Consider the following 15536-nt stretch of genomic DNA (forward strand, 5'->3'; position numbering starts at 1 on the left):
CAGGGCACTACGCGCTCTTGCTCCGCCTTCGTGCCCTGGCGTGCGCCCCCGGTTCGGCCGCCGTTCTCCGCGGCGGACGACCGCGGAGGACGACGGACGGCCGTGGACCGCAGAGGACTGCGGAGGAGCGCAGAGACGCCGGATGGCGGCGGACGGCGGCGCCCGGCCGTCATCCGGCGGTCCCCGCGGCCGAACCGTGGGTGCTGCTTCCAGGGGGCGAAGGATCGCGAGCCGGTCAGCCGTTCCGTTTGTCGGGGTGCGCGAGTACGGAGGAGAGGGCGACCTTTCCGCTGCCGCGCAGTTCGATCCGTATGTAGCGGGCGGTGGCGCCTTCCGTTTCCAGGAGGGTCGGGCGCAGTGCCGCGCCGGTGACCGGGATACGGGTGGCCCCGGTGAAGGCGGGGTTGTCGGAGAGCAGCACGTCGAAGTCGGCCGTGGCCGTGGACGCGCCGTTCCACACCTCGATCTGGCCGAGACGCCGCCTGGCGCCGAGGTCGGCCTGCCACCAGGCGCCCTTCTCCTCAAGGGTCGCCGTGTCGGTGTTGGTGTCGCCGTCGAGCGCCCTGGCCGCGCCGGCCTCGCCCTCGGTGGAGGACTGGGTGGCTGTGGCGCCCCTGGCGAGGTCGGGCCGCAGTTGTTCGACCTCTCCCCCGGGTGCGGCGCCCGCGCGGGCCGCGACCTTGAGTGCGGCGGCCGGCAGCCGGTCGAGCCCCGTGTGGTTGCCGGTCATGGTGGAGCCCTCACCGCCGAGGGCCGGTGCGGGTGTGTCGGTCCAGTTGCCGGTGGCGTGGTTGTCGATGCCGTAGCCGGCCCAGTTGGAGACCCACTTGTAGCCGAGCCGGGTGAGGACGTTCTTCTCGACCTTCAGATGGGAGCTCTGTTCGTCCAGGTAGATGCCGTTGCCGTCGCGCTCGGTGTTCCCGTAGGCGGAACGGTTGATGTAGTTGCCGGAGATCGTGGAGCCGTGCTGGGCGCCCTGGGTGTAGATGGCGCCGCCGTCGTGCTGGCCGTCCTTGACCCGCATCACGTCGGTGATGCGGTTGTGGGTGATCCGGTTGTCGCGGAGCACGGACTTCCGGACCTCGGGCTGGTTCCAGCCCCAGCCGACGGAGATGCCGGAGTAGGGCAGCCGGTCGAGAGTGTTGTGGTCGACGGTGAGTCCGGCCTCGTACCCGGCCCAGATGCCGACGGCGTCGGTGTACTCGCGCCCTGTCTCGCGGATGGTGTTGTACGCGACCGTGTTGCGCTCACCCCGCAGTCCGGGCTCGGGGCGTGGCTCCGTGTCGCCGATGTAGAGGGCGCCGGAGGAGAGGTCGGTGAGGGAGGAGCGGGTGACGGTGGAGTCCTTGGTTCCGCGTTCGAGGACGATGCCGGCGCCGCCGAGGTGGGTGAAGTCGGCGCGGTCGACGGTGAGGTGCCGTCCGCCGCGTACGGTCAGGGCAGCGGAGGGCTTGGTGTAGTGACGGCCCGCCTGGTCCTGGGGGCCTTCGGCGCCGGTGAGGGTGAGCCCCGCCTGGGTTCCGGCGTAGCCCTCGTCGGTGTTCGGCTGGTGGTAGGCGGCGTACTGGAATCCGATGCCGGTCAGCGCCACATGGTGCGTTCCGTCGAGAACGGCGAGCTGTTCGGTACGGGGCGTGACGGTCTCGGCCTCGTCCATGCGTTCGCCCTTGCGGGGCAGATAGGTGACGGTGCGGTCCTGTGCGTCCCAGGTGAACTCGCCCGGTTTGTCCAGGAGTTCCGGCGCGTTCTCGAACCAGGACACGCCCTGGTACTTCGCGCTGTCGACCGTGGTGGTGTCCCAGGCAGGGCCCGTACGTCCGGTACCGGAGGCCGAGTTCGTCCAGCAGGGCCGCGCGAAGGTGAGGGTGTCGCCCTCGACGCCGGTGATACGGCAGTGGTAGTTGCGCCACCGGACCCGGATGACAGCCTCTGCTTCGGTCGGGCGCTTCCAGTCGGCGACGCCGGAGGCCCGGGCTCCGGTCATGCCGTCCTTGCCTGCGTCGCAGACGTCCGCAGCGCAGGCGGCGCCGCGTGCGCGGGTGGCGCGTTGGCCGTCGACGAAGAGCTGACGCGGAGTGACGCCTTCGGGAACACTGGCCTGCCAGGTGCCGCCCTCTCCGGCCTGCCAGCCGGTGATCCGCCGGCCGCCGGACAGTACGGGCTTCGCTCCGGGCGCCGCCGTCCAGCGCACGGTGTGCCCGTCGCGGCCCGAGTCCCTGGCGTCCAGGCGCAGCGGTTCGGTTCTCTCGTAGACGCCGCCCGCCAGTTGGATGCGCAGGTCACGGTCCATGCCGTCCGCGATGTCCTTACGGGCCCTGTCGCGGGCGCCTTCGAGGGAGCAGGGGCGCCCGGCGGTGCACCGTGCGCCTGTTCCTTCCGGGGAGGCGTGCAGGGTGCGGGGTGAAGGCGCCGCCTGTGCGGTGGAGGCGGGCAGGGCAGTGGCCACAAGTGCGGTGAGTCCGGCTGCGGCGACGGCGGCGGACAAGAGGGAAGGGGCACGCATGGCGCTCAGCTCCAATCCGGGTGGCCGGGCATGGGCGGGTTGTCCTTGTCGTAGAGCCAGTGCTTCAGGAACGTGGTGAGGGAGGGGTCGCCGGACACCTCGACGGCGTTCCGGATGAAGTCACGGCTGCTCGCGTTGGAGTGGGCGTGGCGGGTGACCCAGGAGCGCATGATCCGGTCGAAGGTCTTCTCTCCGGTCTCCTGGCTGAGCGCGTAGAGGACGACGGCGGCGCCGTCGTAGATGTTGAACCCGCCCAGTTCGGTGGGGAGTCCGGGCGGCCCGTCGGTCTTGCGGACCGCGTCGAGCTTGCCGTACGCCTCCTTCATCTTCTCCTCGATCGGCTGGAAGCCCTTGTCGTCGGCCCAGCGCGCCGCGTAGTAGACGGCGGGGCCCTCGTTGAGCCATGCCTGCTGCCAGTCGGAGGGGGTGACGGAATCGCCGAACCACTGGTGGGTCAGTTCATGCACCATCGTGGTCGTGTACTTGTCGTTCTTCTCCGCGTCCTTGAACCAGTTGGGGCTGAAGACGGAGAGCGTCTGGTTCTCCAGTGCCGCGTCGTAGCCGTCCTTGACGATCTGTACGCCGTACGTGTCGAAGGGGTACTTGGCGCCGAGTTGCTTCTCCAGCCAGGCGATCTGCCCGCCGGTACGCTCAACGACCGGCTTGTAGCGTTCAACTTGGCCCGAGGGAACGTAGTGGCGCAGCGGCAGACCGTGCGGTCCCTTGCCGCGCAGCTCGGTCTGCTTCGCGACGGATATGCCCATCAGTTCGGGCGCCATCGGGGAGTCGAGCGCGAAGTCCCAGGTGGTCCTGGTGTCTCCTGCGCGGCGCTTGCCGGTCCGCTTGCCGTTGGCCGCTGCGGTCCAGCCCTTGGGCGCCGTGAGGTGGAAGTCCCATGTGGCCTTGTCCGAGGGCGTGTCATTCACGGGTGCGAAGGTGTCGGCACGGGTCGCCTGGACCGTGGAGACGAACCCGCCGTCACTGATGAAGCTCCAACCCTGGGCGCCCGTGCGAGGGTCCTTGCCGTTGCCGTGGTAGGCGACGGTGACCTCGAAGTGGCGCCCGGAACGCAGCGGTTGGGCCGGTGTGACGACCAGCTCCTGGCCGGTGCCCGCTTTCTCGCCACCGTCGCCCGTCTCCAGCTTGAAAGCGGCGCGGCGACCGTCGACGGTGACCCGGTCGATGGTGTGGCCGTCGGTGTCCAGGTGGAAGGACGAGAGCGCCTGGGTGGTGACGGCGGAGATCTTCATCGTGCCGGTGAAGTCGTAGCTTCCGGGGGTGAAGTCGAAGGAGAGGTCGTAGTTGCGCACGTCGTAACCGCCGTTGCCTGCCCTGGGGAAGAGCGGGTCTCCGGCGCCCGGCGCACCGGGCGAGGGAGCACCGGGCGAGGGGTCCCCGGCAGCCGCGGGAGTGGGGAGGGCGAGGGCCAGGCAGGCGGCGCAGGCGCCGAGTGCGACGGCGCCTCGCAGCCGGGTACGGCGCCGGGGGGAACGTTCCTGGAGCGTACGAGTCACTTCTTGTTCCCTTTCTTTCCTTGCGCGTAGGCGTCCTCGAACTCTCCGCGGGCCTTCTCAGCGCCCTTGCTGAGGATCTCCTTGACGAGTTCGCCGTAGTACGCCATGGGCTTCCGGCCGCTGATGATGTCCTTGAGCCCGTCCTGCCGCAGCGTGAGCAGGGAGCCGAGACCGTCCGCGTCCCAGGTCGGCGAGGTGAGGGAGAGCGTGGGGTCCTTGAGCATCTTCGGGATCATGTCCGCGTAGGCGCCGTGGAGATGGCGGACCGCTTCTTTGGACTCGGGGTCGTAGACGGCGGGGACGCCCGAGGCCAGGAACTTGAACGGGACGGCGATGTCCTGGATGCCCTGCTTGGTGAGCACCGGGTTGCCCTTGCTGTCGCGGCGGTGGTCGGTGCCCTCGACGCCGTAGTTGATGAGCGTGTACTCCTCCGTACCGAAGGGCGCAGCCGCCCAGTCGGCGAGCCGGAGGATCTCCTTGACCCGCTTCTCCGGCGCCTTCTTGACGAAGTTCCGGCTCAGGACGACGGCATCGGCCCAGACGACGGCGTCCTTGCCGACCGGGGTGAAGGGGCGCACGTCGAAGCTCTTGTCGGTGCGCTCCATGGAGTGCCGGTAGCCGGTCGGCGTGAGGTAGTCGGGCAGCCCGTCGTACACGTAGGCGCCCTTGCCGCTCTTGAAGAGGTTGGTGTACTGCGACTTCTGGGCTCCGGTCATGCCCAGGGTGCCGGGGTAGAAGCAGCCCGCCTTGTAGAGCTTGCGTGCCATCTCCACGGCTGCCTTGTAGGCGTCGGTCTCCAGGTCGAAGGTGAACTTCCCGGTCTCCGGGTTCGCCTGCCAGAAATAGGGCGCACCATGGAGCTGGGCGAGCGTGTTGGTCATGCCGGCGACCACGGCGTACTGCTTCTTGGCCGGTCTGGTGAGTTCCTTGAACAGTTCGAAGAGACGGTCCATGTCGGTGATCTCGTCGAGAGAGGAGACCCCGGCCTCCTCGAACAGGTCGTGCCGGTAGTAGCCGAGGCCGCCGGTGCCCGAGCGGGCGATGGGGATGCCGTAGAGCTTCCCGTCGTAGATCATCTTCTGCCAGGCGGTCCTGGGTATGGCGGCCAGGTTCGGATAGTCCTTGATGGCCTCGCCCGAGAGGTGCGGAGTCAGGTCGGCGCACTTGGCGCGCAGGAACCCCTGGATGTTCTTGACGCCACCCGTCTCCGGATAGGTGAAGAGGTCGGGGAGGTTGTCGCTGGCCACCTGCGTGTTGAACTTCGTCGCGTGGTCGTCGGTCGGCACCGCCGTGATGTCGACCCGGCCGCCGAGCCTCCGTTCGATGGCCCGCCATGCGGCGTTCCTGCCGCGTGAGGGCGCCGGTGGCAGAAAGGTCGTGGTGCCGAACGTGACGGCGGAGGCGCCCTTGAGCGGCTTGCGCCGCACGGAACGTACGGGCTTGTCCGGGTAGGTGTAGAAGCCCTGGGGCACCCCCGCCGCCGTCCCCTTGAAATCGGGCTCGACGGCGCTGTTGAGCGGGGTGTGCGCGGGCAGCAGCTTGGCACTCTTGGCTCCCGCCTTCCCCGCGGTCGCCCCGCTGCCGCACGCGGTGAGCAGCGGAGCCGCCACGGCACCGAGCAGGGTGCCGGCGCCGATACGGATGAGGTGTCTGCGGTTGATCGTCGGTGGACTCGGCACGCTGGTCTCCTCGGAACGGATGGATGGGAACGCACGGTGTACGCGTCCCGCTGGGCTTCCGGGCAGGGCGAGGCCCCGAACGGGACGCCCGGCGGGCGCTCAGCCCTTGACGGCGCCGGTGAGCACGCCCTTGGTGAAGTAGCGCTGGAGGAAGGGGTAGACGAGCAGGATCGGGATCACCGCGACCACGAGGACCGCCATCTGCGCGGCCTGGAGCGGCGCCGGGCTCTCGCCCGAGGCCACGGATTCCATGCCGCGCCCCTGGAGCACAAAGGTGCGCAGAACCATGGGAAGCGGCCACTTGTCGGCGTCGTCGAGGTAGAGCATCGCGTTGAAGAAGGCGTTCCAGTAGGTCACCGCGTAGAAGAGGCTGATGACCGCGAGTACCGCCTTGGACAGCGGCAGCACGATACGGACGAGGATGCGGAAGTCTCCCGCGCCGTCGACGCGCGCCGAGTCGAAGAGTTCCTGCGGCAGGCCCATGAAGAACGAGCGCAGGACGACGAGGTTGAAGGCGCTGACCATGGTCGGCAGCACGAGCGAGGCGTATGTGTCGTACAGCCCGAGGCCGTTCACCAGAAGGAAGTTGGGGATGATGCCCGGGTTGAAGAGCATGGTGAACAGCGCGGTCATCAGCAGGAAGCGGGACCCTGTCACCCCGGGCCGCGAGAGCCCGAACGCCATGCCGATGGTCGCCAGGAGGCTGCATACGGTGCCCAGGGTGGTGACGGCGACGCTGACCAGCAGGCCGCGCAGCACGACGCCGCCGGTGAAGATGGTGCGGTACGCCTCCAGCGAGGGGTGGTCGGGGACGAGGACCAGCCCGTTGCTGCGGACGATGTCCTCCTGCGAGGCGAAGCTGGTGCCGATCACGCCCAGGAACGGGTAGCCGACCGCGGCGACGACCAGGATGAGTGCCAGCGCCTTGAGTGCCGTTCCGCTTCTGGTCGGGGCCTCCATCCAGGGCGGACGCAGGTTCCGCTTCGGCGGCCTGCTCCGGGGCGCCGGGGCGGGGTCTGGTGCGGGGGTGCGGGTGGCCCCGCCGGTCTCAGCGGTCAGCGCCACGGTAGATCCCATCCTGTCCGAAGAAGTGGGCGACCTTGTTCGCGCCCAGGACGAGTGCGGTGCCGATGACCGCCTTGACGAGTCCGACGGCGGCGGAGACGCCCCAGTCGCCGCCCTTGATGCCGTGGTAGTACACGTACGTGTCCAGCACCTCGCCGGAGTCAGGGCCCACGGCGTCGCGTTGGAGCACGATCTGCTCGAAGCCGACGGTGAGGATCTGGCCGAGGTTGAGGATCAGCAGCAGGATGACGACGGGGACGATGCCGGGCAGCGTGACGTGCCACAGCCGCCGCCAGCTGCCGGCACCGTCGATGGCTGCGGCCTCGTACTGCTGCTTGTCGATCGTGAGCAGCGCCGCGAGGAAGATGATCGTCCCCCAGCCCGCGTCCTTCCAGATCAGCTGGAGCGCGAGCAGCCAGGGGAAGGCGCCGGGGTCGGTCATCATGTCGTACGAGGGCATTCCGGCGTCGTCCATGAGGTTGGGCAGCACTCCGGCGCCACCCAGGATCTGCTGGAAGATCGAGACGATGACGACCCAGCCGATGAAGTGCGGCAGGTAGACGACGCTCTGCACGAACCTGCGAAGTTTGCTGCTGAGCACGCTGTTGAGCAGCAGCGCGAGGCCGATGGGGACGGGGAAGAAGAAGACCAGCTGGATGCCCGCGATCTCCAGGGTGTTGACCAGGGCCGACCAGAAGGCGGGCTCGGCGAAGGCCGCCTGGAAGTTGGCGATCCCGGCCCAGGGGCTGTCCGCGTAGCCGAGGTACGGCTGGTAGTCCTTGAAGGCGATCACGTAGCCGGTCAGTGGCACGTAGTGGAAGACCACGAAGTAGAGGAAGCCGGGCAGGACCAGCAGCAGCATGACTCTGTCCCGCTTGATCCGCTGCCGGAGCGACAACTTGCCGCGGTCGGAGGCACGTTGACTGCGACGTACGGAGGCGCGTTCATTGCGGCGTGATGTGACGCGTTGATTGCCGCGCATCCGGGCGCGTCGGCGGCGCCCGTCCGTTTCCGCACGCCGTTCCGCCGTGACCGTTCCACGCGAACTCGATCTCTCGCTCATGCACATGTCCCGTTCCACTGCGGCCAGATGGCGGGGAACGTAGTAACCGCTTAACCCAAGCGTCAATACCTCTGACCAGAGGCATCCGACCTTTGTGGAGTGGTAGTTCGCCCATAGGGTGACCAATCATCAGGAAACTGCGGCAAGTTGCTCCGCGTGCACCGCCATTCGTCCTGGCACTCCCCGCTTGACGGGCCATACTCGGGGTATCTAGCGTGCAACGCCGTAGTACACGGTTACTATCCGCCGCACTGCCCGGAGGCACAGTGGAGAAGACTGATCCCGCGAGCGACCGCCCCCGCACCACGTTGGCGATGAGCCCGCAGGTCGTGGACCAGGTCTTCCCGCCCCCCGTACGCGCCCGGCTGCACGAGGTCGCCGAGGTGAACGCCGGCGGTGTGCTCGACGAGTTCGACAGCCCTGAAGCACACGCCGCGCTCGCAGGTACCGAGGTGCTGCTCACCTGCTGGGGGTGCCCCTCCGTCGACGCGGAGGTGCTCGACCGGGCTCCCCTGCTGCGCGCCGTCGTGCATGCGGCGGGCACCGTCAAACCGTTCGTCACCGAGGAGGTTCACGCGCGCGGCATCGCCGTGTCCACGGCCGCCGACGCGAACGCCGTCCCTGTCGCGGAGTTCACGCTCGCCGCCGTCATCCTGGGCGCCAAACGCGCGTTCCCGCTCTCACGCAGGATGAGCGCCGAACGCACGGGGCGCGCGGGCCTCGGCAAGCTCCCCGCGATGGGCACCAATGGCATCACGGTCGGTGTCATCGGCGCCTCCCGCGTGGGGCGCCGCGTGCTGCGCCTGCTCGCCTGCCTCGACGTACGGCTGCTGGTGCACGACCCCTACCTCACCGAGGAGGAGACCCTCGCCCTCGGCGCCGTCTCCACCGGGCTCGACGACCTGCTCGTACTGAGTGACGTCGTCACCGTCCACGCCCCCGAACTCCCCGGCACCCGCCGGCTGCTCGACCGGGAACGCCTTGCCCTGCTGCGTGACGGCGCCCTCCTGGTGAACACCGCGCGGGGCCGCCTTGTCGACGCGGACGCGCTCACCGAGGAACTGGTCAGCGGACGCATCGACGCGGTACTGGACGTGACCGACCCGGAACCGCTGCCACCCGGCTCCCCGCTCTACGACCTGCCCAACGTCTTCCTGACGCCCCACCTGGCGGGCGCACTGGGCAACGAGCTGCCGAGGCTGGGCAGTTCGGCCGTCCAGGAGATCGCCAGGCTCGGCCGGGGAGAGCCCTTGGCGTTCCCGGTCACGGCACGACAGTGGGAGTACACCGCTTGAACGCCGCACCAGTAGTACATCGCGTGAACGCATCACCAGTAGTGCACCGCGTAAGTGGCGCACCAGTAGTACACCGCCTGAGCACAGCGCAAGTAGCGCGCCCTCTGCGCGCGGCACGGCTGCGGGGAGAGCCGGGACCGCCGACCGTGGGGACGGCCGGGACGGCGGGGACGGCGGGGACGGCGGGGACAATGACGACATGGCGACAGACCGGACGGATGAGGGTGTGGGAATGGGCGAGAGCGGGCGGCCACGCAGGGCCACGGTCCTCGATGTGGCGAAGGCCGCGGGGGTCTCCTCGGCGACGGTCTCGCGCGTCCTGAACGCCAACTACCCGGTCGCCGAGGCCACTCGGACCCGCGTCCAGAAGGCCATGGACGAGCTCGGTTACGTGGTCAACGCACACGCACGTGCCCTCGCCGGGGCGACGGGACGGACGGTCGGCATCATCGTCAACGATGTCACCGACCCCTTCTACGCGTACATCGCGCGGGGAGTCGAACGCCAGGCCACCCGCGCCGGACGGCTGTGCCTGGTGTGCTCGACCCAGGGCGAACCCGCCAGGGAGCTCGCCTTCGTCGACATGCTGCACGAACGCCGTGCCGACGCGGTCATCCTGGTGGGCGGCTCCTACGACAACAAGGGGTACGCCACCGAACTCGCCGCGCGCGCACGCGCGATGGCCCACCAGGACGGGCCGACGCTGGTGCTGTGCGGACGCCCCAGCCTCGGCCCCGACGTGCCCACAGCCGTCGTGGAGTACGACAACGAGGGCGGCGGCTTCGCCCTCACCGATCACCTGCTGAGCCAGGAGCACCGCAGGATCCTCTTCCTGGGAGGCCCGCCCGGCCTGTCCACCACCCGCGGCCGGATCGCCGGGCACCACAGGGCACTGCGGCTGCGGGGCATCGAGCCGGACCCGCTCCTTCAGCAGACCGGCGCCTTCAACCGCCGCTTCGGCTACGAGCGCACACGCGATCTCCTCAAGGCCGGACGCCCGTCGTTCACCGCCGTCTTCGGCGCCAACGACCACGTCGCCGCCGGGGCCGTGCAGGCCATCGAGGAGGCGGGACTGCGTATCCCGGGGGACCTGTCGGTCGCCGGCTACGACAACGTGCCGCTCACCCGTGACCTGCGCCCGCAGCTGACGACGGTCCACATACCGCTGGAGGAAATGGGCGCCGAGGCGGTGCGCCGCGTGCTGCGCGACCCGGACGAGGACAGCAACTCCCCTGCTCCCGGCCGCACCGTCCGGCTCGGTACCCATGTCGTCGTCCGCGACTCCGTCGCCCCGCCCTCCCGGAGGTAACCGCCCGGTATGTCTGCGCCCGCGCCCCATCTGCCTCTCCCGCCGACCGACAGGGTGCGGGCACCGCGTACCGGCTGGACGCGTGCCCACTGGGAGACCGTCGCCGACCGCCTCCTGGACGGGCTCGTCCCGTACGCCACCCCGGGCTTCGCGCAGTACCGGCTGCCCGGGCGCGGAAGCTGGTCGGGGGTGGTGCTCGACGGCCTTGAGGGATACGCCCGCTCGTTCCTGCTCGCCGCCTTCCGTATCGCGGGCGCGCGCGGCGCCCTCGACCCCGCGCTCACGGAGCGTTACGCCGCTGGGCTCGCCGCCGGTACCGACCCCGCCGGTACGGAGGCGTGGCCCCGGATCACCGACTGCTCGCAGCAGATGGTCGAGGCCGCCGCGATCGCCGTCGCCCTCCATGAGAGCCGCGCCTGGCTGTGGGACAAGCTCGATCCGTCCGTACGGGAAAGAACGGTCGACTGGCTCTCCGGTTTCCTCGGCGCCCGCGTCTGGGACAACAACTGGCTGCTCTTCCAGGTCGTCACCGAGCAGTTCCTCGCCTCCGTCGGAGCCCCTTACGAGCAGCGGGACATCGACAACGGGCTGGACAGGATCGAGGACTGGTACCTGTCCGACGGCTGGTACTCGGACGGCGAAGGCCGCAACTTCGACTACTACAACGGCTGGGCCCTGCACCTGTACCCGCTGTTCTGGTCCCGGATGGCGCCCGACGGCGGCGGCGAGCGCGCGGCAGTGCACCGCGAGCGGCTCGCCCTCTTTCTGGAGAGCTACCAGCACTTCTTCGGCGCCGACGGTGCGCCCGTACACCAGGGCAGATCGCTCAGCTACCGGTTCGCCACGCTGGCCCCCGTCTGGGCGGGCGCGCTGGCTGAGGCCACGCCACTGGAACCCGGCCTCACCCGCAGGCTGGCCTCCGGAGTGCTCCGGCACTTCACGGAACGCGGAGTTCCGGATGCCCGCGGGCTGCTGCCGCTGGGCTGGTACGGCCCGTTCCTGCCATCCGTACAGCCCTACTCGGGCCCCGCGTCTCCCTATTGGGCGGCCAAAGGCTTTCTGGGACTGCTGCTGCCGGAGGACCACCCTGTGTGGACGGCAACCGAGCAGCCGCTGCCCGTGGAACGCGCCGACACCGCGGTCGCACTGCCCGCACCCGGCTGGCTGCTGCACGGCACCCGGCACGACGGCATCGTCCGGCTCTACAACCACGGCAGCGACCACAACCACCCGGACGATCCCGGCGCCGAGGACGACCCGCACTACGCGAAGCTCGCCTACTCCACCCGCACGGCGCCCGAGAGTGCCTCGCACGCCTGGGAGTTGTGCGCCGACAACCACCTGGCGCTGCTCTCCAGCGACGGCACCGCCTCACGGCGCACCGTCATCCGCCCCCTGCACTCCCCCGCCGGGTCCGCCGCCTCCTGGCACGCGGCACGCGTCCCCGGCGACGAAGCCGACTCCAGGATCGAGACCACCACGCTCGCGCACGGGCCGTGGGAGGTCCGTGTCCACCGCCTGGTCCTCTCCCCCGGGGCGACGGCGGCCCGGTTGCGCGAAGGCGGCCACGCGGTCGCGGGAGAGACACGGCCGGAGGGGGCCCGCGGCGCGGGCTGGGCCACCGTCAGCGGCGCCGACGGGCTCAGCAGCGCCGTCGTCGGCCTGTACGGATGGGACGACGGCACGCCTTCCGTGCTCAGGAACGCGGCGGCGAACGCGTTCGGCCCGCACTCCGCCGTACCCTGCCTGACCGCCCGCGCACCCGACCCCGGCCGCACCCACACGCTGGTGACCCTGGTCGCACTCTCCGGGGACCCGATCCCCGCCCGGGCCCTGCACGAGGCCGCGTCGGCAACCGCCGAGGCCGACGGGACGGTCACGGTCCACATGCCCGACGGCACCGGACTGCGCGTACCGCCAACCGGTCCGTGAACGAGGGCCTGCGATATGAGAGCTGTAAGCGAACGCCCGTGGATGAACGCCCGTAAGCGAACACCCGTAGATGAACACCCGTAAGCGAAGGCCCATGGACGAACGACCATGACGGACGGAGGGGGCCGGCCAGTGGCCGACCCCCTCCGTTCAGGGACTACCCGTCATCGCGGGAAGCCCGGTCGCACGGTCAGCTGCACCCGCTGGTGGAGCCGCAACCCTCGCAGAGGTAGCAGCTTCCGGCGCGGCGCATCTTGGTGCCGCAGGAGAAGCACAGAGGTGCGTCGGCGTTGAGGCCGAGCTGCATCTCCATCAGCTCCGTGGAGTTGTGCGCTTCCTTGGGCGCCGGATGAGCCGCCTCGGGCTCCGTCGTCGCACTGCGCGGCGCGTCGGCGGCGTCCTTCGCGACGGGTGCCGTCTGCCCCGGCATGGGAGCGGACTGTGCCAGACCCTGGATGTCCGTCTCCTCCTCGGACGGCTCGTAGGAACCCGTCTCCAGGTGCCGCTGGCGTTCGGCGGCCGAGTGGATACCGAGTGCCGAACGGGTCTCGAACGGCAGGAAGTCCAGCGCCAGGCGGCGGAAGATGTAGTCGACGATCGACTGTGCCATCCGCACGTCCGAGTCGTCCGTCATCCCCGCGGGCTCGAAGCGCATATTGGTGAACTTCGAGACGTAGGTCTCCAGCGGAACGCCGTACTGGAGGCCGACGGAGACCGCGATCGAGAAGGCGTCCATCATGCCCGCCAGGGTCGAGCCCTGCTTGGACATCTTCAGGAAGACCTCACCCAGCCCGTCGTCCGGGTAGGAGTTGGCCGTGATGTAGCCCTCGGCGCCGCCCACCGTGAAGGAGGTGGTGATGCCGGGACGGCCCTTGGGAAGACGGCGGCGGACCGGACGGTACTCGACGACCTTCTCCGGCTCGGGCGCGGTCTCCTCCTTCTTCTCCTTGGCCTTCGCCGACAGCGGCTGGCCGACCTTGCTGTTCTCGACGTAGACGGCGAGCGCCTTGGTACCGAGCTTCCAGCCCTGGAGGTAGATCTCCTCGACGTCCTCGACCGTGCTGCTCGCGGGCATGTTCACGGTCTTGGAGATGGCGCCCGACAGGAACGGCTGGGCCGCCGCCATCATCCGCACGTGCCCCATCGGGGAGATGGAGCGCTCGCCCATGGCGCAGTCGAAGACCGAGTAGTGCTCGGGCTTCAGGCCAGGCGCGTCCACGACGTTGCCGTGCTCGGCGATGTGCTCGACGATCGCCTCGACCTGCTCCGGCTGGTAACCCATCCGCTTCAGGGCCTTGGGCACCGTGTTGTTGACGATCTGCATCGAGCCGCCGCCGACGAGCTTCTTGAACTTCACCAGGGCCAGGTCGGGCTCGACGCCGGTGGTGTCGCAGTCCATCATCAGGCCGATGGTTCCGGTCGGCGCCAGCACGGACGCCTGCGCGTTACGGAAACCGTTCTTCTTGCCGAGCCGCAGCACGTCCTGCCATGCCTCGGTGGCCGCTGCCCAGACCGGGGTGTCCAGGTCGTCGGCGCGCGGCGCTGTGCCGTTGGCGTCGGCGTGCTGCTTCATGACGCGCTTGTGCGCCTCTGCGTTGCGGGCGTAGCCCTCGTACGGGCCCACGACGGCGGCCAGTTCGGCGGAGCGCCGGTAGGAGGTGCCCGTCATCAGCGAGGTGATGGACCCGGCGAGCGCACGGCCGCCGTCGCTGTCGTACGCGTGGCCGGTCGCCATCAGCAGGGCGCCGAGGTTGGCGTAGCCGATGCCCAGCTGACGGAAGGCGCGGGTGGTGTCGCCGATCTTCTCGGTCGGGAAGTCGGCGAAGCAGATGGAGATGTCCATCGCCGTGATGACCAGCTCGGTGACCTTCGCGAAGCGCTCGGCGTCGAACGACTGGTTGCCGTTGTCGTCGTCGCGGAGGAACTTCATGAGGTTCAGCGAGGCGAGGTTGCACGAGGAGTTGTCCAGGTGCATGTACTCGCTGCACGGGTTCGAGGCGGTGATCCGGCCCGTCTCCGGCGAGGTGTGCCAGTGGTTGATGATGTCGTCGTACTGGATGCCGGGGTCGGCGCAGACGTGCGCGGCCACAGCCATCTTGCGGAAGAGCGCCTTGGCGTCGACCTCCTCCAGCACCTCACCTGTCATCCGCGAACGCAGCCCGAACTTCGAGCCCGCCTCGACGGCCTTCATGAACTCGTCGTTCACACGGACCGAGTTGTTCGCGTTCTGGTACTGGACGGACGCGATGTCGTCGCCGCCCAGGTCCATGTCGAAGCCCGCGTCGCGCAGGGCGCGGATCTTCTCCTCCTCCTTGACCTTCGTCTCGATGAACGCCTCGACGTCCGGGTGGTCGACATCGAGAACGACCATCTTCGCCGCGCGACGTGTGGCGCCACCCGACTTGATCGTTCCAGCGGAGGCGTCGGCACCGCGCATGAAGGAGACGGGACCCGAGGCGTTGCCGCCGGAGGAGAGAAGTTCCTTGGAGGAGCGGATACGGGAGAGGTTCAGGCCGGCGCCCGAGCCGCCCTTGAAGATCATCCCCTCTTCCTTGTACCAGTCGAGGATCGACTCCATGGAGTCATCGACCGACAGAATGAAACAGGCGCTGACCTGCTGCGGCTGCTTCGTGCCGACGTTGAACCACACCGGGGAGTTGAAGGCGAAGATCTGGTGGAGAACCGCGTAGGCCAGTTCGTGCTCGAAGATCTCGGCGTCGGCGGGCGAGTCGAAGTAGCCGTGCTCCTCCCCCGAGGCACGGTACGTCTTCACCACACGGTCGATGAGGTCCTTGAGGCTGCTCTCGCGCTGCGGAGTGCCGACCGCCCCACGGAAATACTTGCTCGTGACGATATTGACCGCGTTCACCGACCAGAAGTCGGGGAACTCGACACCACGCTGCTCAAAGTTGATCGAGCCGTCGCGCCAATTGGTCATGACGACGTCTCGGCGCTCCCAGTTCACCTCGTCGTACGGGTGAACACCGGGTGTGGTGTGGATGCGCTCGATGCGCAGCCCCTTGTTCGCCTTGCTGCTGCCCTTCGCGCGGGAGCCGCGTGCCGGGCCGCTCGTCGTCTCTGTCATTCCGCCTCCCTGTGGGGGCATAACGCCCCAACGTGCCCCGGTTCTTCCCGGAGAACTGTGCCTGTCTGATGACCCGGGCACACACGTGCCC

The 15536-nt window shown here is 69.1% G+C and carries 9 protein-coding genes; 3 read left to right on the forward strand and 6 right to left on the reverse strand.

The features are described from left to right. Positions 1 to 235: 235 nt before the first annotated feature. The 5 genes from NMN56_RS02735 to NMN56_RS02755 all read right to left on the reverse strand — a co-directional run bounded on the left by NMN56_RS02735 (position 236) and on the right by NMN56_RS02755 (position 7824). Positions 236 to 2503 (reverse strand): right-handed parallel beta-helix repeat-containing protein, encoded by a 2268-nt coding sequence (locus NMN56_RS02735; RefSeq protein ID WP_274043507.1) that lies wholly within the window; start codon positions 2501 to 2503, stop codon positions 236 to 238. 5 nt (positions 2504 to 2508) lie between these two features. Continuing rightward, positions 2509 to 4017 (reverse strand): M1 family metallopeptidase, encoded by a 1509-nt coding sequence (locus tag NMN56_RS02740; protein WP_274043506.1) that lies wholly within the window; start codon positions 4015 to 4017, stop codon positions 2509 to 2511. Continuing rightward, a complete protein-coding gene (locus NMN56_RS02745) occupies positions 4014 to 5696 on the reverse strand; it encodes an extracellular solute-binding protein (RefSeq protein WP_274043505.1) in 1683 nt (560 codons plus the stop codon). The genes NMN56_RS02740 and NMN56_RS02745 overlap by 4 nt, the downstream gene beginning before the upstream one ends. 99 nt (positions 5697 to 5795) lie before the next feature. Continuing rightward, entirely contained in the window at positions 5796 to 6656 is an 861-nt protein-coding gene (locus NMN56_RS02750) for a carbohydrate ABC transporter permease (RefSeq protein WP_274043700.1), read from the reverse strand. Between the two features lie 88 nt (positions 6657 to 6744). Continuing rightward, positions 6745 to 7824 (reverse strand): ABC transporter permease, encoded by a 1080-nt coding sequence (locus NMN56_RS02755; RefSeq protein ID WP_274043504.1) that lies wholly within the window; start codon positions 7822 to 7824, stop codon positions 6745 to 6747. Between the two features lie 314 nt (positions 7825 to 8138). On the opposite strand from NMN56_RS02755, the gene NMN56_RS02760 reads away from it, so the two are divergent. From NMN56_RS02760 to NMN56_RS02770, 3 genes are all read left to right on the forward strand, one after another. Beyond that, positions 8139 to 9119, forward strand: coding sequence for a hydroxyacid dehydrogenase (locus NMN56_RS02760; RefSeq protein ID WP_274043699.1), 981 nt, complete (start codon positions 8139 to 8141; stop codon positions 9117 to 9119). Positions 9120 to 9318: 199 nt separating this feature from the next. After that, positions 9319 to 10428, forward strand: a complete 1110-nt coding sequence (locus tag NMN56_RS02765; protein ID WP_274043503.1) for a LacI family DNA-binding transcriptional regulator — start codon at positions 9319 to 9321, stop codon at positions 10426 to 10428. A gap of 9 nt (positions 10429 to 10437) precedes the next feature. Then, entirely contained in the window at positions 10438 to 12360 is a 1923-nt protein-coding gene (locus NMN56_RS02770) for a DUF2264 domain-containing protein (RefSeq protein ID WP_274043502.1), read from the forward strand. A gap of 190 nt (positions 12361 to 12550) precedes the next feature. Here NMN56_RS02770 and NMN56_RS02775 read toward each other — a convergent pair whose 3' ends face one another. Next, a complete protein-coding gene (locus NMN56_RS02775; protein ID WP_274043501.1) occupies positions 12551 to 15445 on the reverse strand; it encodes a vitamin B12-dependent ribonucleotide reductase in 2895 nt (964 codons plus the stop codon). Between the last annotated feature and the right edge of the window lie 91 nt (positions 15446 to 15536).

Source organism: Streptomyces iconiensis, from assembly GCF_028657195.3.
Classification (GTDB): domain Bacteria; phylum Actinomycetota; class Actinomycetes; order Streptomycetales; family Streptomycetaceae; genus Streptomyces; species Streptomyces iconiensis.

Coding starts and splice junctions, on each gene's coding strand:
- NMN56_RS02755 (WP_274043504.1), bottom strand. CDS start 7,824: ATGAGCGAGAGATCGAGTTCGCGTGGAACGGTCACGGCGGAACGGCGT.
- NMN56_RS02775 (WP_274043501.1), bottom strand. CDS start 15,445: ATGACAGAGACGACGAGCGGCCCGGCACGCGGCTCCCGCGCGAAGGGC.
- NMN56_RS02735 (WP_274043507.1), bottom strand. CDS start 2,503: ATGCGTGCCCCTTCCCTCTTGTCCGCCGCCGTCGCCGCAGCCGGACTC.
- NMN56_RS02760 (WP_274043699.1), top strand. CDS start 8,139: ATGAGCCCGCAGGTCGTGGACCAGGTCTTCCCGCCCCCCGTACGCGCC.
- NMN56_RS02765 (WP_274043503.1), top strand. CDS start 9,319: ATGGCGACAGACCGGACGGATGAGGGTGTGGGAATGGGCGAGAGCGGG.
- NMN56_RS02770 (WP_274043502.1), top strand. CDS start 10,438: ATGTCTGCGCCCGCGCCCCATCTGCCTCTCCCGCCGACCGACAGGGTG.
- NMN56_RS02750 (WP_274043700.1), bottom strand. CDS start 6,656: ATGGAGGCCCCGACCAGAAGCGGAACGGCACTCAAGGCGCTGGCACTC.